The sequence below is a fragment of the Streptomyces sp. NPDC056161 genome, from assembly GCF_042268025.1.
Taxonomy (GTDB): domain Bacteria; phylum Actinomycetota; class Actinomycetes; order Streptomycetales; family Streptomycetaceae; genus Streptomyces.
In genome coordinates this window covers 23,968-41,078 of the sequence record NZ_JBHJUV010000044.1, presented here as the reverse complement: position 1 = coordinate 41,078, position 17,111 = coordinate 23,968, and the positions used below count along the sequence as shown (strand labels likewise).

Sequence of the window (17,111 nt, the reverse complement as noted above, 5' to 3'; positions counted from 1 at the left end):
ACGGGGTGGGCCGGGCAGCGGCGTGGCGGGCTGCCCGGAAGGCAGTTCAGGTGAGTTGGCGGCCGAGGGCGGTCAGGGACCGTGCGGTTGCTGAGAGCGGGTAGCGGGCCGCGTTCGCGTAACCCGCCTGCCGTAGGGCGGACAAGAGGCTGGGGGAGGTGCGCAGCCGGTCGAGGTCGCGGGCCAGGGCGGCGGAGTGGGTGAAGTCGGTGGCTACGCCGGACGCGGCGAGGGCCTCACGCAGGCCAGGTACGGGCTGGTAGAGGACGGGCAGCCCGCAGGCTTGGGCCTCCAGAGCGACCAGGCCCATGGCCTCCAGCGTGGTGGACGGCACGACCAGTACGTCGTGTTCGGCGAACGCCCTCCAGAGTTGTGGACGGCGGAGCCAGCCGAGGTAGCGGGGCCGCACGCCGGCCCGTTGGAGCAGCGGGGCCAGGGCATGGAACTGGGCTCTGGGGGCGGCGATGCTGAGTTTGACCCCTGGCACGGGGGCCAGGCTCTTGACCAGGGCTTCTACACCCTTCTCGGCGGTCAGCCTTCCTGCGTACAGCAGCCGCAGATGGCTGGAGGAGGTGCGGGTGGGCCGGGTTGGCGGGTTGGTGAGCAGGTGGTCGGGGATTCCCCAGGGGATGCGGGTGATCTTGCGCCGGTCGATCTGTGGGGCCAGCTTGATGAGGTGGTCGGCCATTGCCCCTGTGGGGACGACGATTGCATCGGCTGCTCTGGCAGTCTCGCGCAGGACCTGGAGCTGGTCACGGTGGGCCTCGGCGAAGATCAGGTCTGTGCCGTGGACCAAGGCGATGCGAGGGTGCAGGGGCAGGGCCCGCACCAGGGCGGGGGTGGCGCCGAAGGCGAGGTGCTGGAGGTGCAGGACGCCGATCTGGGCTGGGTCGATCGCTGCTGCGAGAGCTCTGCGCAGGGCTGCGACGTAGCGACCGAACGCCGGGCCCTCCAGGCACTTCCCGGCAACGGGCAGTAGGTCGAGCCCGGCGGGTACGCGGTGTCCGGAGCCGGACCGCCCCAGCATGAAGGCGCGAGCAGGGATGAGCGGGCGGTCGCCGGTGTACAGGTCGAGGAAGAGCTCAACGCTGCCGCCGGGGCTGCCGGCGGGCAGATCCAGGAAGGTGGCGGCCAGCGGCCTGTCGGCCTGGTGAGGGCTCACAGGGCTCCTCCCGGGATCTCTTCGTAGAGGCGGGAGATGTCGATGCCGTCCGTTGTCGCGTACTTGGCGGGTTGTTGCTGGTAGCTGGCCGGAGTGCCGTAGGTGGTGAGGAAGACGAGCTTGCCGAAGGTCATCCCCGGGTAGACACGGGCGGGCCGCGCGGCGCGGATCTCCAGGGTCCAGCGGATGGCGTGGCCCTGGTGACCGAGTGGGGCCGAGACGTGGACCCAGACGCCGAGGGCGCCAATGGTGCGGTCGCCGTTGAGTATCTGTGCGTACGTCTCCGAGCCGGTCTTCTCCAGCGTGACGCCGAGATAGAGCATCCTGGGCTGCAACACCAGGCCGGTGGCGGGGATGGGCTGCTCGGTGAACGCGGTGGGGGTGGCGGCGTCGAGGTCACCGTCGCAGATGCGGATCGTGTCGCCCAGGCGCCAGTCGTAGGCGTTTGGGGAGAGGCGGGTGGGATCGTACGGGTCGATGGTGATGTCACCGGCCTTGACGGCAGCGGCGATGCCGGGTCCCGTGAGGATCACGAAGCCACCGCCCGAAGTCCTGCGACATCGCGCCAGTAGGCCGACGGCTGCGGGCCCGTGGCGGCCTGGTACTTGCCGCGGTAAAGGTCGATGGGGCCGGTGGAGACGAAGAACATGATCTGCCCGATCTTCATGCCCGCGTACACCCGCAGGGGGCGGGTCGGGGTGAGCATCAGCGTCCACTGGCCGTGGAAGCCGATGTCGCCGATGGGGGCGGTGATCTCGACGAACAGGCCGAGTCGGCCGACGGAGGAGCGGCCGAACAGCAGCGGGACGAAGGTGTCGGAGCCGACCTCTTCGAAGGTGTGGCCGAGGTAGAGCTCGTCCGGCTGGAGGACGAACCCGTCCGGGCCGATGGTGGTCTCGCGGGTGGGGTTGGGACGGTGGGCGTCCAGGACCTCGTGGGTGTAGGTGATCAAGGTGGGACCGAGACGGACGTTGTAGCTGTTGGGGTTGACCTGGTTGGCGGCGAAGGGGGCGATGCGGAGGCGGCCGTCGTGGGCGGCTGCCTCGATCTCCGGGCCGGTGAGGATCATTGCGTGCCTCCATCCGCGGTGCCGGGGAATCCAGCGGTGAGGACGTGCTGCACGGTCTGCTCCAGGCGCAGGCCGGCTTCATACGTGCGACCGCCGAAGTAGGTGTCGGCGAGGTAGTCGGTGGTCAGGACCGTGGTGATGGCGTCCGGCAGGGGATCGGGGGCGGTGACGAGCGAGCCGGTCTGGGCGGTCAGACGCGTCACCAGGCCATGCAGGTCGCGGCGATCTGGCTCCGGAACGTGGGCGTGCACCAGCTGGTTGGCGAACGGCTCGATGGAGAGTAGGTCGCCCAGGGTGAGGGTGTCGCCGAGTGGGATGGTCCGCAGGGCGGTCTCGTTGAGGATGACTGCGTCTGCGCCGAGTGCTGTGCGCAGGCGGGCGGTGAGGTCCAACAGCGCGGCGCGCCGGTCGAGGGGCTGGTGGCTGAAAGCCGGGCGGACCGGTCCGAGGACCTCGTTCAGTTGCTCCCTGACTTCGTTGATACGTGCTGTCACGTCCGTGAGTTCTGTGGGAACGGCGCCTGGGGTGCGGTCCGGAAAACGAGTGGTGCCGGCACCCCAGCCCGAACCGACAGGCGTGGCGATCGCGTAGCCGTCGGCGAGTTCGTGGCCCTTGACGACAAGGGTGTCTCCCGCGCGGGAGGGGCCGTACTGGTTGCTGTGGCAGTGCCCGGCGAAGATCACGTCGAGGAACGGGCAGGCCGACGCCAGTTTGAGGTCCTCCTCGAACCCGGAATGGCTGAGCAGGACCCAGCTGTCCACCTCGTGGTGGTGGGCGAGCATCAGCTCACGCAGGGACTGAGCGGGGTCGGTGACGCAGTGGCCGGCTCGCTGCGCAGTGGGGATCGAGTGGAAAGCCTGCTGCCCGATCACGGCGGTTACACCGACGCGCCGGTCACCGATTTCGGCGATGCGCAGACGGCGGAAGAGCGCGTCGCCGGTCTCGGCGTGGACTGCGTTGGCACAGACGGTGAGCCGGTGGAGCTCGGGTTCGAAGTGGTGGGGCCAGCCGTGGTTGCCGGGGGCCAGCACGTCGTACAGCTTGAGCAGGATCTCGCGCTCGATCGTGCCCTGGGCGAGGGCGTAATAGCCGGAGCCTTCGAAGAAGTCGCCGCAGTCCGCGACGAGTGAGGTGGGACGGAGGGCGTGGAGGTGGGTCAGGAAGGGCGCGGCGTTGCGCAGGGTGGAGTGGACGTCGGTGGTGGCCAGGATCTGGCGCAGGGCGCGGATGCCGGTCATGGGGTGACCTCGCAGACGTCGGCGCCCAGGGCGTGGAGCTTGCCGGGCAGGTCTGCGTGTCCGCGGCGGAGCTGGTCGAGGCCGCCGAGGGTGGTGACGCCTTGGGCGGTGAGGCCGGCGACCATGAGGGCGGAGCCGGTGCGGATGTCGGTGGCTTCCACACCTGTCCCGGTCAGTTGCTGGGGGCCGGTCAGGCGGCACTCGGTGGGAGAGATCTCCTCGATGGCCGCGCCGAGGCGGGCCAGCTGGGGCAGCAGATTGCTGTGGCGGTCGGGGTTGATGGCGTCGGCGAACAGGTGGGCGCCAGGCAGGCCGAGGGCCAGTGCCATGAGCGGTGGTTCGAAGTCGGCGTCCAGGCCGCCGGGGCTGAGCGAGGCGATGGCCCGAAGGGGGCGGCTGGTCATGCGGCCGTCGTGGGCGTTCACGGTGAGAGCGTTCGCCTCGCTGCTGGCGGAGATCCCCAGCCGGTGCAAGGCCGCGACGAGCGGGCCCATGTCGTTGGCATGCGCGCCTTCGATGCGCGCATTTCCGCCGGTGGCGACGACTGCGCAGGCCAGCGTCCCTGCTTCCACCTTGTCTCCCGGCACCACCCATGTGGCGTCGTTCGGTGCCGCGGACGGCGGCGAGAGGGTGAGCAGGCGTTCGCTGGCTCGGGTCTCCCAGCCCGCTGAGCGCAGGGCGTCCAGCACGCACAGCACTTCCGGCGAGAGGTTGGGATCCCCCAGTCGCAGAGGCCGCCCGGTCGTTACGGCCCGGAGCAAGGCGACCACCGTCGCCCCGCGCGAGCGGAACGGCAGTACCAGGGACACGGTGCCGGTGCGGGGAGCGGTGGCCTTGACGTGGTATCCGGTGTCGTCCACGGTGCTCCGGTCGCCGAACGCCTCGTACACCTTGAAATGCAGGTCCATCCCGCGTGCGCCGATCCGGCAGCCTCCCGGCCACGGCAGCCGGGCTTCGCTGTGCCGGACGAGCAGGGCCGGCACCAGGTAGTACGAGGCACGGATACGGGCGGCCTGCGGCAGTTCGGGGTATGCGTGCCGATTCTCGGTCGGCAGGATTACGGCAGTTGCTGGTTCCCCGACGGGCTGTGCTACGTGCCAGCCCGCCTGTTGCAGCAGCGAAAGCATGATCTGGACGTCCGTGTTGGCCGGGATGTTGCTCAGCCTCACCGGACGGCCGAGGGCTGCCGCGGCGGCCAGCAGCGGGAGTGTGGCGTTCTTGGAACCGTCGACGGTCACGGTGCCGGTGAGCGGTGGGCCGGGGCGTACGGCGATCACCTCGGCGGCAACGCCAGGGGCGCGGGTGGTCGTCATCAGCGACTCCTCTGCAAGGGAAGGGAGAAGGCGATCTCCGGGTTCGGGCTGGAGGACACGGCGATCTCGGCCCAGCAGCGCTTTCCGACTGCCGTCGGCTCGACGCCGTACCGGTCTGTGAGAACGGCGACGAGGAACAGACCTCGGCCGCCCTCGCTGTACAGGTCCGGGAGAGCCGGCTGGGGCAGCACCGGGCAGGCGTCGCAGACCTCGATCCGCAAGGTGGCCTCGTCGAGTCGTACGGTCATGGAGACCAGGTCGCCACCGGCGTGCTGGACCGCGTTGGTGACGAACTCGCTGATCACGAGCTCGGCGGTGTGCACCACCCCGGTGCCGAGTCCCGCGTCCCAGCCCTCTATCGCGTCCACGGCCTGGTGCCGGGCGGCGGTGACCGCGGTCGGTGTGGCGGGTACGGAGAGAGCGAACCGGTGTGCTTTCACGAGCTGCCTCCTGGATTGGTGCGGCTGCTCTACGCAACCGTTCCGGAGGCGGGTGGGGCCACGCCGTGTGCTGGGGCTGCATCACTTATGCAGGAGCTGCATCGCGGCCAATTGCTGCTCGGTTACGCTCGGTTGAGCAGGCAGGATCGGCGACGGCAGGAGGAGCCGTGGCACAGATGGCCGACGCACAGGGTGAAGCGAGACGGATCGGCGAAGTGATCCGTCAGGCACGCGTGTTACAGCGGCGCTCGCAGAGGGACGTCGCCGTCGCACTGGGGTATCACCAGTCGAAGGTGAGCCGCCTGGAGAGCGGCAGGGGTACGGAGGACGTACGCATGCTGCGCGAGATCGCGCAGGTACTGAAGATTCCGCCGCACCGTCTTGGCCTCGCCGCCGCACCCGTCGCCAGCCCCGCCGACCCCGGAACAGAGGACATGCACCGCCGTACCTTTCTGGCCGTGAGCGCCGCCGCCGTGCTTGCGGCCCCACCGTCGTCCACCGCAGCACATCACGAGTTGGTCCGGGTCCTGCTGCCCGGCACGAGCCCTGCGGCCACCGGGCAAGCCCTGGGCATCGATGAGTTGAGGGAGCGGACACGGGCCGTACGGCGGCTGTTCTGCACGTGCGACTACGCGGGACTGGAGCAGACCCTGCCGGGTCTGATCGCCGACCTGCGCCAGGCCGCAGGCGGCTCGTCCGCCTCGGCGGAGGTGTCCGGGTTGCTCGCGACCGCCTACCAGACCTCGGTGAGCCTGCTGCTGAAGCGAGCCGATCAGGGCAATGCGTGGCTCGCGGCCGGCCGGGCCATGGCCGAGGCGGAGCGGTCCGGGGATCCGGTCGTCCTCGCCGCCAGCGTCCGCGTGCACGCCCACGTACTCGTGCGGGAGAAGCACACCGCCCAGGCCGTGAACATGGTCCGCCACACCGCCGACCAGCTCACCGGTTCCTACGGCCAGCGCTCGCCCCGCTACCTGGCAGCGGTCGGCCTGCTGTTGCTCCGCGGGGCGACCGCCGCCAGCAGAAACGGCGACCGCGACACCACCCAGGACTTCCTCACCGAGGCCAAGGAGGTGGCGCGCTACGTCGCCTTCGACCGGCCGGACGCCTGGGCGAACTTCAGCCCCACCAACGTCGCCCTCCACGAGGTCAGTGCGGCCGTCTCCTTCGGCGACGCCGGCATCGCCCTGCACACCGCACGGCCGCTCATGCGGCGGCACATCCCCGTACCCGAGCGCCGGGCCGCGCTCTGGGTCGAGGCCGCCCGCGCCTACAGTCAGCAGGGCAGACTCGCCGACGGCTACCAGGCCCTGCGCATCGCCGAGAGCTGTGCGGCACAGGACATCCGCCGCCCGGCCGTACGCGAACTGGTCGCCGACATGGCAGCCCGCGACCGCCGCCGGGCACTGCCCGAGCTGCACCACTTCAGCCGCCAACTGGGAGTGCCCGCGTGAGTGACCAGCACGACAAGCCGTTCCTCCAGATCGTGGTCTGCGCGGCCGGAGTCGCAGCCGACGTCGGCCGGCTGATCACCGCGGCACAGGAGCGACACTGGGACGTCGGCGTCACCGCCACCCCGCAAGGGCTCGGTTTCCTTGACACGGAGCGGGTCGAGGCCCAGACCGGCCGTCCCATCCGTTCGGCCTGGCGGTCGCCGGGTGAACCACGCCCGACTCGGACCGCGGACGCGATCGCGGTTGCCCCGGCGAGCTTCAACACGGTCAACAAATGGGCCGCCGGGATCTCCGACAATCTCGCGCTGGGCGTGCTGTGCGAAGCGCCCGCCATGGGGATCCCGGTCGCTGTGCTGCCGTATCTGAACTCCGCCCAGGCCGCCCACCCCGCATACCGCCAGAGTCTGGAGCGGCTGCGCGAGATGGGCGTCCTGATCGGCTCGTACGAGCCGCACCGGCCGAAGGCCGGCGGCAGGGCCGACCGCTACCGCTGGGAGGACGTGCTGGAGCTGCTCGCCCCCAGGCTGTCCGCGCGGTCGTGATCAGCGCCGCCGTGCTCGCGGTGGTTGCGGGGCTGGGACGGCGGCTGCTTCGTGGGCCGGAGCGCTGGGGCGCTGTGCTGGGCTTTCGGCCCGTACGGTGCTGCGGGCCTGTGCCGCGCGGGCTCGTTCGCTCGGTGCCTGCCTTGCGCTGAGGCGCTGGATGCGCCAGGTCAGTACCTGTGCGGGGCGGCGGGCGTCGTCCAGGGTTCGCTGGTCGGCAGCCTGCTGTAGGAGCTGTTCCGGGTTGTGGCCTGCGGTTTCAGCCTCGGCGAGGGCGGCGGTGAGGGCATTGAAGGCGGGGTCTTCGATGATCTGCTCGGCGTGTTCGGGCACGGCCTGGTGTAGGTGGCGGATGTGCCGGTCCATGGCCTGTTGGGGTGGTCGGTGCTGGGCGAGGGCGGCCAGGGGTGCGGCTGCGGTTTGGTCGTAGGCGGCCTGGAGGTGGAGCAGGGTTTGCTGTGCGGCGGCGACCTGCTGGTCGTGGTGGCGGAGTTGGTGCCAGCGGGTGGCGGCGATGACGACGAGGATCGCGGTGTCGAGGAACATCGCCAGGCCGGCGCCGTCCTTGGGAATGGGCTCGCGGAGCATGGCCCGTACGGCTCCGCGCAGGGCGCGTGCGTGGTGGTGTTCGGCCTGGACGCGGGAACGGGTGGCGCGCTCGAACACGGCTGCTGCCTCTTGGAGTTGGGGGCGCAGGGTCTGGGGTGTGAGCAGGGGGAGGACGTCGAGGGCTTCACCAAAGGCAGCGAGGTGGGCCTGGGAGGCTTCGTCGTTGGTCTGGTCGAGGTGGTGGGGGATGCGTTCGGTGGCGGCGGTGGCCTGGTGCCAGGGGTTGGGCCTGCGCTGCACCGGTTGGCTGGTGGGCTGGGGTTCGATGCCCGCAAGGCGTTTTTGGATCTTGGGGAAGGACAGGTCCGGGGCGAGCCCGGAACCGGAGAACCAGACGGGCTTCTTGTCGGCGGTGGTGGTGTCTTCGCTGGCGACCTTGTAACCGCGCACATCACCGGAGGGGAAGTACACGACCTCGACGAGTACGCCGTCGGTGTGGCTGAGGAGGTGGACGAATTCCTCGGTGCTGGTGGCGGCGGCCACAGCGGTGCGCACGAGGGTGCGCAGGCGCTCACGGGCGGGCTTCTGCTGACCGGAGCGGTGGGCTTTCTCCTGCTCGGCCCGTGTGGTGCGCCTGGCGGCGGTGCGGTCCCCGCGTACGACCTGGAACAGGCCGTATTCCTTCTCGATGGCTGCGAGTTCGCGGTCGGCGGTGAGGTAGTCGTTCCAGTGGCGTGCGGTGCGCAGATCCGCCCGGACCTTGGTTGCGGCGATGTGGATGTGGTCGGGAGCGTGCCGTACGGCGACCCACCGGCAGCCGTCCGGGGCACCGTCGGGCGCGATGCCGGTGGCCGCGACCACCCGGCGGGCGATGTGGGCCCACTCCTCGTCACTGAGGTGGCGGTCGGTCTCAACGGCCCGGAGCGAGCAGTGCCAGACGTACTTATCGGGGGCGCGGCCCAGCCACTTGGCCTGCTTGACGTGCAGATCGAGGTCGGCCACGAGGAGCTTCTTGGTGGCGTCGAAGTCGTCGGAGCGGCCGGGGTCGGGTGCCAAGCCGTCCCAGGAGGCCACCAGGTGCGGGTCGGTGTGGTCCTTGGCCCTCTTGGTGTCGAACAGGTACCGGATCAGACCGGCTGTGTTCTTGCCGCTGCTGATCTTCGCGATCATCGGGTCGGCTTCTTGGCGACGGCCTGGTTCGCGGCTTCTGCGATGTGGCGGACGGTGGCGCCGACCGCCGTCAGGGTGCACTCGGCGCGATCCAGGGCTGCCGTGTCCCCAGGGTGTGGATGGCCGCCGGAGTTGAGCTTCTTGGCGATCTGGTTGATGTTGTGGCCGATCTTGGCGACCTCGCCGCGTAGGGCGGTCAGTTCGTCTACGTAGTCGTCGAGCGGGGTGCGCTGGCCGGGCAGGGCAAGGTCACCGTGGACGTGGGCCATGACTACGGCGCCGACGTAGTGGGCGCCGGCGATGTTCAGAGACCGGGCCTTGCGGAGGATCGCGGTCTTCTCGTCGAGGCTGTAGCGGGCGTCGACACGCTGCTTGCGTTGGCCGTTCGGGTCGCGCTGTCGGCGTCGGGCGACGCGGTACAGCGCGGCGGCTTCGGCGGCACGCGGCAGCACAACGGCGACCGAGTCGACGGGCTGTTCCTCCTCGGGCGCCCCCTGGTGCCCGAGTGCCTCCGCCACCCCCGGGGCGGAGGCGTCCTCGCTGCGGCCGTCCGTGGACGGTCCAGCGGGATACCTTGCTGGCGCGTGGGTGGCTGACGTGGTGGGCATCTCCTGCTGAGCGGTTGCGGAGTCGTGGTGCGGGTCGTGCATGTGGGTTCTCCGTGTGGTGGTCTGTCTCGTCGCACTCGTTGCGTGCCTGGTCAGGGCTGGTACGGGTGGGGGCTTGATGCTGGGTCGACTCGTTGCGGATGGCTGATCCGTCCCCGCGCCGGTCGACGCGGGGACGGGGGATACGAGTGGAGGCGGGGATGGGGAAGCTGAGGCGGCCGGGCTCAGCGCGCGCTGGTGGGAGGCTCGTCCCATTCGGTCGGTTGCTGGGTGGCAGCCGCATCCAGTTCGGCTTGCAGGAGGCCCTTGATCTTGTCTGCCTCCTTCCTGCCGATGGTGAGGTTCTCGGCGCGGATGGCGTTTTCGATGTGGCGGCGTGAGGCGCGGCCACCGCGCCCCAGCGGTGCGGTGCGCGCGATGGAGAGAAGCTCGTCGGCGATGTCATCGGCCTCGCCGGCTTGTGGGTCGGCGGAGGCTCGCGAGGCTTTCGCCACATCGGCAGGCGTGGAAGCCACGTTGGCGGTGACGTCAGAAGCGTCGTGCAGGGGCGGGGGTAGCTCCTCCAGCTTGGTGTCGTGGTCGTGGCTCGCTGTGGCGTCTGCCTGTGGCACGGGCGGGAGGGGGTGGCGTCGGATGACGAGGTAGAGGTGGACCGCTCCGGCCAGGGCGAGCGGGGCGATGGCGGACAGAACGCCTACGGTGAAGTCGCTGAGGCGCAAACCGCCGACTTGGCGCGTCTCCTCGTTGAGAAGGACCGCGTGCAGGGCGTTGGCCCAGATGCTGGTGACGGTGGCCACCCCGACGAGGGCCCACACGTAGACGCGGGAGCGCAACGGTGCGGTGCGCAGCATGAGCAGAGCGCCGACGCCGATGGCGATGAACCCGTCGATCACGAGTGGGAAGGCGTAGGTGAGCAGCCCACGGATGTGGATGGCCACGGCCATCTGCCGCAGGGCGTCGTAGGAGAGGGCGAAGGCGAACGCGGCGAGCATGGCGATGCCGGTGCGGATCGCTGTGGTGCCCGGCAGCGCAGTCGAAGCGGTGGGGGAAGTCAAGCGGGGGCTCTCCGGGTGTTCGAGGCGGCCACGGGGGTGAGGTGGTCGCCGTGAGGTGCGGTGACTCGTACCACTCGTTGCGTGCCTGGTCAGTGCAGGTACGAGTGAAGTGGTGATGCCGAGACGACTCGTCGCCGGGCGCCGACTCGTCCCCGCGCTGACCTGCGCGGGGACGAGTGCGACGAGTGGTGTCGGGTCAGGCAGCCGTGCCGGGCGGCGACTTGGTCTCGGCTTCGGCGGGGGCTCCGGTTGCGGCGGGTTCGGGGCAGTAGCGGGCCCAGGCGTCGAGGAACTGGTTGCGGGCGAAGCCCTTGGCCTGGGTGCCGTCGGGGAAGCGGCGGTTGGCCGAGCTGATGCCGTAGTCCTTCAGGAGCAGTTGCAGGCCACGTGGGGTCAGGCCCCCTGACCCGTGCTCGGCCCACGGCGCTTCCTTGTCCCCGTGGAGGTGGTCGAGGAGGCGGCTGGTGCGCATCACACTGGGGCCGCCTTCTGCGGCGAAGGCACGGCGAATGTCGGCGAGGATGCGGGTCCGCAGACCTCCCTCCTCGTCCTGTCCGGCCTCGTAGGCGGTCATGGCGCGGCAGGCCATACGCGCTTGCACCGGCCACTCGCCGCCAGCGAGATCGGCGACGATGACCAGCGGTTCCCAGGTGTCCGCCGCGCGGTCCTCGACCGGCATGACCGGCTCCATTTCCATCGCCTGGGCGTGCAGCGGCGCGAGCCAGGCGGTGAGGCGGGCACGGACGGCGTGCAGGGCGGGTGTGTCCCGGCTGGTACGGAAGGCTGCCACCCGCTCGCCCGGTGCCCGGCGACGCATCCGGATGACCACGGACCGGTCCATGATGGTGTCGGGGAGATCGCCGATCCCGGCGAGCGCGGCCATGGCGAACGTGGGGAACGCCTGCGGTTTGTGCTCGGGGCCGGACACCCGAAGCGTGGGCCGGTTGCGCTGATGCCCGGCGTTGAGCAGGCCGCGCAGGTCCTCGTTCTTCTCCGCCGCCTTGGCGGTTCCGAAGAGGGTGTCCGCCTCGTCGACCAGGAGCGTGGGCGGATCCTGGTCGGTGATCGAGCGGAAGATCGCCGCGGGGCTGGCGTTGACCGTGATCAGGTGGTTGTGCACCGTCTCGGTCACCACGTCCAGCAGGCGTGACTTGCCGCACCGCTTCGCCGGTCCCACCACCGCCAGCCGCGGGGCGTGCTGCCACGCCGGCTGCAGATGGGTCGCCGCCACCCACAAGGTGACCGCGTCCAGAGCCTCCACCGAGGGCAGGATCACGAACTTCGCTATCTGCGCCCGCAGGTCATCCAGCAGCGCCGCCCCGGGGGCCTGCTCCCGGTCGATCTCCTTGTCCTGAGCAGGTACCGCCGTATCGGTGTCCTGCTCGTGCCCGGCAGAGAGCGCACCGGCGTTCTCGGTGTGGTCGCGGGGCTGGCCGGGGATCGCGACTGGTGGCCACGAAGGCTTGTCGGGTTCGGAATAGGGCTTGGGTCCGGCATGTTCCACGGGGCAGCTCCTCGTCTGGCGGTGGCGGGCTTGCGCGCCCTTGCCGCCGGGTTGGTTCTTCCAGGGCCGTTCGGGGTTGCTGGGGCCTCCGGCGTTGCGCCGCCGGGGGCCTGTCCCCTTCTCGCGGGCATCAGGCCATCGCGAGGGAACACGGACAGTACGTCCACCCCCGCCAACAGTCCAGCAGTTCTGTGTCGTCTCGACACAGAACTGCCTGCTAAGCTGCCGTGCTTTCACGCCGCCAGCCCGAGCAGCTCCAGCAGGTCCGCGGTCACGACCCGGTAGGCGTTGCCGAGCCGCAGCACCTTGCACGGGTAGGAGCCCCGCTTCGCCAGCTCATAGCCCTTGCTTCGCCCGAGCCCCAGAGCCCGGTTGCTCGTGTCCAGGTCAACAGCCACCGGAAGGGCGAGCAGCTCCTCCCGGCTCATCCCCTTCAGGCCCTTCGAGCCCTGCGGTCGTCCAGCCGTCGCGTCCTCGCGCATACGGTGCGCCTCTTTCAGTACAGCCCTCGGCGAACGTGCCCATCACGTCCGGCTCCAGGCGCCTGACAACCAGGATGACCAAGCTACTGTGTCTGTATGACACAACGCCGTTTCGATGATGAAGAGGACGACTTCCCGGAGTGGGTGGACCGGATCAAAGCCAACGTGGCCGGCGAAGTCCGGCGCAGGAGGAAGGAGAAGGGATGGAGTGCACAGGACCTGGCGGACGAGTGCGAGCGGCTCGGGCACCCCATCCCGCGCAACGTCATCGCCAACATGGAGTCCGGACGCCGGGCCAGCCTCCCCCTCGTGGACGTCATGATCCTGGCCGCCGCCCTGGAGACCTACCCGGTCTACCTGATCTTCCCGGTCGGCTACGTCCAGCAGACCCAGGAACTCCCCTTCCAGCACCTCGTCCCCACCTGGGACGCCCTGCGGCGCTTCACCGGCGAAGAGGACGTACTCGAATATGACTCCGGCCTCGTAGGCGACTTCGAATATCACGCCAGCCTCGTACGCACCGCACTCGCCGCACTCGAAGAGGAGAGACAGGCACGGTTTGCGGCCAAGACGGCCACCAGCCGCGCCCAGCAGGAAGAAGCCGAACGCCAGCGGACCCAGTACGCCGACCAGGCCATCTCCGCCAAGTACAACCTCCGCCACCTCCGCCGCGAGATCCGCGAAGAGGGCGGCACCCCACCCGGCCTGCCACCCGCACTCAGCGACGTCGACCCACCCGAACCCGACCCCAGCCCAAGCCCCAATACCCCACCGGAGGAACAACCTTGAAGGGTTCCACCCACCGCCGCTGCTACTGCCGTGACCCCCACACCGGCAAACCCCTCGGCAAGAACTGCCCCAAGCTCTCCAGCCGCAAGCACGGCTCCTACTCCATACGCCAGGAACTCCCACCCCGCGAAGACGGCACCCGCCGCTCCTTCAGCCGCGCCGGCTACGAATCCCTGAAGGCCGCCCAGACGGACCTCGACCACGTCCGGGCACTCCTCGGCCTCGCCGACAGCGACGACCCGGAGGGCCTGGCCCAGATCGCCGAGCTGCTGGAGAAGGTGGCCGAGGAGAAGGCCCCGCTGCCGGACATCGAGGCGACGCGCAGGCGCCTCAGCCACGGCCTGGACCTGACAAGCCGGCTCACGGTCGGTGAGTGGCTGGACACGTGGCTGGCCGGCAAGAAGGGGCGGCAGAGCGCCATCAGCCGCGATGAGAGCAACATCAGGGTGCACCTCAAACCGCGGATCGGGCACCTGCGGCTCGACCGTCTCCGGGTCACCCACCTCTCGGAGATGTTCGAGGCCGTCGCCGAGGCCAACGTCGACATCGACGAGGGAAACGCCGCCCGCCGGAAGGCATTCGAGGATCTCGCCCGAATTCCCTGGAAGGGGCGCGAGCACCGTGCCCGCCGCAAGGCTATGAAGGCCGCCATCGCCGAGATGGAGCCCTACCGACGCATCGTCGGTCCGGCTACCCGCCAGCGCGTCCGATCCACCCTGCGTGCCGCGTTGAACGCCGCGATCGCGCAGCAGCTCATCACCTTCAACCCGGCGGCCCACGTCGAACTGGAGGCGGGCAAGCGGCCCAAGGCGTTCGTGTGGACGGAGGAGCGCATCCTCCACTGGAAGCGCACCGGCGAGAAGCCCTCGCCCGTGATGGTCTGGACGCCGGAACACACCGGCCTCTTCCTCGACCACGTCGCGCAGGACCGCCTCTACGCGCTGTTCCACCTGATCGCGTTCCGCGGGCTGCGCCGGGGCGAGGCGTGTGGGCAGAAGTGGACCGACACCAACCTGGACGCCGGTCTCATCACCGTCGCCAAGCAACTCGTCGTGGACGGCTGGGAGGTGTACGAGGACGACCCCAAGACCGACGCCGGCGCACGCACCATCGCGCTGGACTCCGACACGGTCCTGGCGCTCAAGCGGCACCGTGCCCAGCAGGAGAAGGACCGCAAGGAGTGGAGGAGCGCCTGGGTGGAGACCGGACGCGTCTTCACCCAGGAGAACGGTGAGCTGCTCCACCCCGCCAACGTCACACGGCGATTCATCGAGCTGTATGAGGAGATCGCCCTCCCGCCGGTCCGGCTCCACGACCTCCGCCACGGTGCCGCGACTCTCGCCCACGCGGCCGGGGCCGACCTGAAGGACATCCAGGAGATGCTCGGCCACTCCTCGATCACCATCACGGCCGACACGTACACGAGCCTGCTTCCCGAAGCGGATCTGGCGATCGCCGAGGCCGCAGCCAGGCTCGTTCCGCGCGCCCGCGCCACCTCCGAGAACACCGCTCCCGAAGCGGAGGCCGAGCCCGACGACGCGGAGCATCCCGGCCCGGAGTCCGTGCCGGATGATGCTGATCTGTTGGGAGGAATATCGGAGATCAACTCTCCGTCCGCTCACGCACCGCTCACGCAAACGGCCCCGGACGAGACGTCCGAGGCCGAGTAGGAGCCCTCCCTGGGGGATAAACCCCAGGTCAGAGCGGTAACGCGTTGTGCCCCCGGCAGGATTCGAACCTGCGACACCCGCTTTAGGAGAGCGGTGCTCTATCCCCTGAGCTACGAAGGCGGAGCGTGGTCGTGTTGGCCACAGGCGTCAGCGTACCGGATTCGGTTGGTGGGGGTGTGGGTGTCAGGTCAGGGGGACGGGGGTGAAACGGGACGCTGTGTGCAGGTCGGATTGGATGCGGGTGGCCGTGTGGGTCAGTTCCGGGAGGATCTGGGTGATGCAGTCCTCCAGGGTGCGGCGGGCCGCGTGGGTGGCGACGTTCAGTGCTGCGACCGTCCGGCCCGTGCGGTCGCGGATGGGGACCGCGATCGCACGGAGGCCGGATTCGAGTTCCTCGTCGGCCAGGGCATAGCCCTGGGCGCGGATCTCGGCGAGGGCGGGGCGCAGGTCCGGTCCGGGTGGCGCGGTGGGAGTGTCGGCCAGGAGTACTCGGCCCAGGGCGGTGACGTGGGCCGGCAGGCGGGTGCCCACGGTGATGTCGACCGTGAGGACCCGGGGTGCCGTGGCTCCGGCCGTGTACTGGATCTCCGGTTCGGCGTCGGGCGGGGTCAGGAGGACGGCCAGGGCCGCCGGCTCGTTCAGGCGCTGTGCCAGGGCCTGGAGATGGGGGGCCGCCAGGCGCGGGAGGGTCGTGCGGGACAGGGGCGGGAAGCCCAGGGAGAGGACCCGGGGGGTGAGGGCGAAGGTGTGGGGCGGTGCCGTGGGCGTCGTCACCAGGCCCAGGTGCGCGTAGGTGATCAGCGCACGGCGGACGGTCGCCCGGGACAGGCCCGTCGCCTTCGCGATCTCTGTCAGGGTGAGCGCGGCGCGGCCCTCGCCGAAGGCCGTCAGCACCGTGAGGCCCCGGGCCAGCGATTCGATGAACTCGCGGCCGAGTTCATGCTTGGACGCGGTCGTCCAGGTGGCCAGACCGGAGGGGGACGGGCCGGGGTCGGCCGGCGGGGCGTCGCGCAGGACCGACTCCATCTCCGCCACCGCCGTACGCAGGCGGGGGAGCAGCGCGGCGCGCAGGTCGGCCGCGGTGCGGCGGCTGGTGTGGCTGACCACGCTCGCCGCGCACAGGACACGTCCCGTGCGCGGGTCCCGTACGGGTACGGACACCGCGACCAGGCCCGGTTCGATCAGCTGGTCGTCCAGTGCCCAGCCGTCGGTGGCGGCCCGCGCGGCCCGGCGTACGAACTCCTCGTTCTCCTCGTTCTCCTCGTGCTCCCCGTGCTCCCCGTCCGCTCCCTCCTCCCCGCGGGGCGGTACCGCCGGGAAGGCCCGGTCCTTGGGGTCCGCCGCTCGGCGGGCGCGCCAGGCGGTCCACTCCTCGGGGGTCCAGCCGGCCGCGAACAGCGAGCCCGGCGCGGTGCGTTCGGCGGGGAGCAGGTCGCCGATGCGGAAACTCAGGGACAGTGCGCGGCGGCGGGTGGCCTGATGGATGAAGCGGATGCCGTCGTGGTCGGCGACGGCCAGCGAGACGGATTCGTCGAGTTCGTCGGCCAGCGCGTCCGCACGGGCGTCCAGCAGGGTCGGCAGGCGCAGGGCGGCCAGGTAGGCGTTGCCCAGTTCCATGACGTGCGGGGTGAGGGTCGCGTCCCGGCCGTCGAGGCGGAGGTGTCCCATGTGGGCGAGGGTCGCCGTGATGCGGTCCACGGTGGAGCGGGCCAGGCCCGTGGAGCGTTCGAGGGCGCTCAGGCTCAGGGTGCCGTCCGCCTCGGTGAGCCGGTGCAGCACCGTGATCCCGCGGATGAGCGGGGCGACCGCCTCGGGCGGGGGTACGGCGGTGCTCCCGAGGGGCTGCGCCTGGGCAGCCTCGGGGGCGTTCGGCACGGTCTGGGCGGGCATCGGTTCTCCGGTACGGCGGTGCGGCACGCACACCTGCCCGGGTATGTCGACCGTGGCAGGGTTCGCCTACGGTAACCCGCTGCCGAGCCGAGCCCCCACGGACGGAGGCATGCGCTCGGGTGCGGTCCGCGGCCGATGAGGGCCTGTCAGCGGCTGACGACGACCTGTCAGCGGCCGGT

General features: G+C 70.3%; 16 protein-coding genes and 1 tRNA gene. 4 read left to right on the top strand and 13 right to left on the bottom strand.

What is annotated here, in order from left to right; translation table 11 throughout:
- Positions 1-46: 46 nt before the first annotated feature.
- Genes ACFC09_RS32895 through ACFC09_RS32870 form a run of 6 tightly spaced genes read right to left on the bottom strand, consistent with a single transcriptional unit; the run spans position 47 to position 5,222 of the window.
- A complete protein-coding gene (locus ACFC09_RS32895) occupies positions 47-1,162 on the bottom strand; it encodes a glycosyltransferase family 4 protein (RefSeq protein WP_376534279.1) in 1,116 nt (371 codons plus the stop codon).
- Complete coding sequence (locus ACFC09_RS32890) at positions 1,159-1,695, bottom strand: deoxycytidine triphosphate deaminase (RefSeq protein WP_376534277.1); 537 nt, start codon at positions 1,693-1,695, stop codon at positions 1,159-1,161. Before ACFC09_RS32890 ends, ACFC09_RS32895 begins: the two co-directional genes overlap by 4 nt.
- Positions 1,692-2,231: a dCTP deaminase gene (gene dcd, locus ACFC09_RS32885; protein WP_376534275.1), complete on the bottom strand. Its 540-nt coding sequence runs from the start codon at positions 2,229-2,231 to the stop codon at positions 1,692-1,694. Before dcd ends, ACFC09_RS32890 begins: the two co-directional genes overlap by 4 nt.
- A complete protein-coding gene (locus ACFC09_RS32880; RefSeq protein WP_376534273.1) occupies positions 2,228-3,469 on the bottom strand; it encodes a bifunctional metallophosphatase/5'-nucleotidase in 1,242 nt (413 codons plus the stop codon). The genes dcd and ACFC09_RS32880 overlap by 4 nt, the downstream gene beginning before the upstream one ends.
- Positions 3,466-4,782: a UDP-N-acetylglucosamine 1-carboxyvinyltransferase gene (locus tag ACFC09_RS32875; protein WP_376534271.1), complete on the bottom strand. Its 1,317-nt coding sequence runs from the start codon at positions 4,780-4,782 to the stop codon at positions 3,466-3,468. Before ACFC09_RS32875 ends, ACFC09_RS32880 begins: the two co-directional genes overlap by 4 nt.
- Positions 4,782-5,222, bottom strand: coding sequence for an ATP-binding protein (locus ACFC09_RS32870; RefSeq protein WP_376534269.1), 441 nt, complete (start codon positions 5,220-5,222; stop codon positions 4,782-4,784). Before ACFC09_RS32870 ends, ACFC09_RS32875 begins: the two co-directional genes overlap by 1 nt.
- A 176-nt stretch (positions 5,223-5,398) precedes the next feature.
- On the opposite strand from ACFC09_RS32870, the gene ACFC09_RS32865 reads away from it, so the two are divergent.
- On the top strand, positions 5,399-6,673 hold the full coding sequence (locus ACFC09_RS32865; protein WP_376534267.1) for a helix-turn-helix domain-containing protein: 1,275 nt from the start codon (positions 5,399-5,401) through the stop codon (positions 6,671-6,673).
- Positions 6,670-7,215, top strand: a complete 546-nt coding sequence (locus ACFC09_RS32860; protein ID WP_376534265.1) for a flavoprotein — start codon at positions 6,670-6,672, stop codon at positions 7,213-7,215. The genes ACFC09_RS32865 and ACFC09_RS32860 overlap by 4 nt, the downstream gene beginning before the upstream one ends.
- Here the strand turns inward: ACFC09_RS32860 and ACFC09_RS32855 are convergent, their stop codons facing one another.
- From ACFC09_RS32855 to ACFC09_RS32835, 5 genes are all read right to left on the bottom strand, one after another.
- Positions 7,216-8,934 (bottom strand): relaxase/mobilization nuclease domain-containing protein, encoded by a 1,719-nt coding sequence (locus ACFC09_RS32855; protein WP_376534263.1) that lies wholly within the window; start codon positions 8,932-8,934, stop codon positions 7,216-7,218.
- A complete protein-coding gene (locus ACFC09_RS32850) occupies positions 8,931-9,584 on the bottom strand; it encodes a MobC family plasmid mobilization relaxosome protein (RefSeq protein WP_376534261.1) in 654 nt (217 codons plus the stop codon). Before ACFC09_RS32850 ends, ACFC09_RS32855 begins: the two co-directional genes overlap by 4 nt.
- A gap of 182 nt (positions 9,585-9,766) precedes the next feature.
- Complete coding sequence (locus ACFC09_RS32845; RefSeq protein WP_376534259.1) at positions 9,767-10,597, bottom strand: DUF2637 domain-containing protein; 831 nt, start codon at positions 10,595-10,597, stop codon at positions 9,767-9,769.
- A gap of 196 nt (positions 10,598-10,793) precedes the next feature.
- Positions 10,794-12,101 carry a DUF3631 domain-containing protein gene (locus ACFC09_RS32840; RefSeq protein WP_376534257.1) on the bottom strand — a complete coding sequence of 436 codons (1,308 nt, stop codon included), beginning with the start codon at positions 12,099-12,101 and terminating at the stop codon, positions 10,794-10,796.
- 233 nt (positions 12,102-12,334) lie between these two features.
- The gene (locus tag ACFC09_RS32835) at positions 12,335-12,583 is read right to left on the bottom strand and encodes a hypothetical protein (RefSeq protein ID WP_376534255.1); all 249 of its coding nucleotides are present in this window, start codon (positions 12,581-12,583) and stop codon (positions 12,335-12,337) included.
- A gap of 96 nt (positions 12,584-12,679) precedes the next feature.
- Between ACFC09_RS32835 and ACFC09_RS32830 the strand changes: the two genes are divergently transcribed.
- Positions 12,680-13,372 (top strand): helix-turn-helix domain-containing protein, encoded by a 693-nt coding sequence (locus ACFC09_RS32830; protein WP_376534253.1) that lies wholly within the window; start codon positions 12,680-12,682, stop codon positions 13,370-13,372.
- The gene (gene xerC, locus ACFC09_RS32825) at positions 13,369-15,042 is read left to right on the top strand and encodes a tyrosine recombinase XerC (RefSeq protein ID WP_376534251.1); all 1,674 of its coding nucleotides are present in this window, start codon (positions 13,369-13,371) and stop codon (positions 15,040-15,042) included. Before ACFC09_RS32830 ends, xerC begins: the two co-directional genes overlap by 4 nt.
- Before the next feature lie 47 nt (positions 15,043-15,089).
- Here the strand turns inward: xerC and ACFC09_RS32820 are convergent.
- Positions 15,090-15,162: transfer RNA gene (locus ACFC09_RS32820), tRNA-Arg, on the bottom strand.
- 63 nt (positions 15,163-15,225) lie between these two features.
- Positions 15,226-16,932 carry an IclR family transcriptional regulator C-terminal domain-containing protein gene (locus ACFC09_RS32815; protein ID WP_376534249.1) on the bottom strand — a complete coding sequence of 569 codons (1,707 nt, stop codon included), beginning with the start codon at positions 16,930-16,932 and terminating at the stop codon, positions 15,226-15,228.
- Positions 16,933-17,111: the final 179 nt, after the last annotated feature.

Excerpts from the sequence above, each read along its gene's own strand:
- ACFC09_RS32815 (WP_376534249.1), bottom strand. The coding sequence starts at position 16,932 with ATGCCCGCCCAGACCGTGCCGAACGCCCCCGAGGCTGCCCAGGCGCAG.
- ACFC09_RS32855 (WP_376534263.1), bottom strand. The coding sequence starts at position 8,934 with ATGATCGCGAAGATCAGCAGCGGCAAGAACACAGCCGGTCTGATCCGG.
- ACFC09_RS32865 (WP_376534267.1), top strand. The coding sequence starts at position 5,399 with ATGGCCGACGCACAGGGTGAAGCGAGACGGATCGGCGAAGTGATCCGT.
- ACFC09_RS32835 (WP_376534255.1), bottom strand. The coding sequence starts at position 12,583 with ATGCGCGAGGACGCGACGGCTGGACGACCGCAGGGCTCGAAGGGCCTG.
- ACFC09_RS32875 (WP_376534271.1), bottom strand. The coding sequence starts at position 4,782 with ATGACGACCACCCGCGCCCCTGGCGTTGCCGCCGAGGTGATCGCCGTA.
- ACFC09_RS32830 (WP_376534253.1), top strand. The coding sequence starts at position 12,680 with ATGACACAACGCCGTTTCGATGATGAAGAGGACGACTTCCCGGAGTGG.
- dcd (WP_376534275.1), bottom strand. The coding sequence starts at position 2,231 with ATGATCCTCACCGGCCCGGAGATCGAGGCAGCCGCCCACGACGGCCGC.
- ACFC09_RS32880 (WP_376534273.1), bottom strand. The coding sequence starts at position 3,469 with ATGACCGGCATCCGCGCCCTGCGCCAGATCCTGGCCACCACCGACGTC.
- ACFC09_RS32850 (WP_376534261.1), bottom strand. The coding sequence starts at position 9,584 with ATGCACGACCCGCACCACGACTCCGCAACCGCTCAGCAGGAGATGCCC.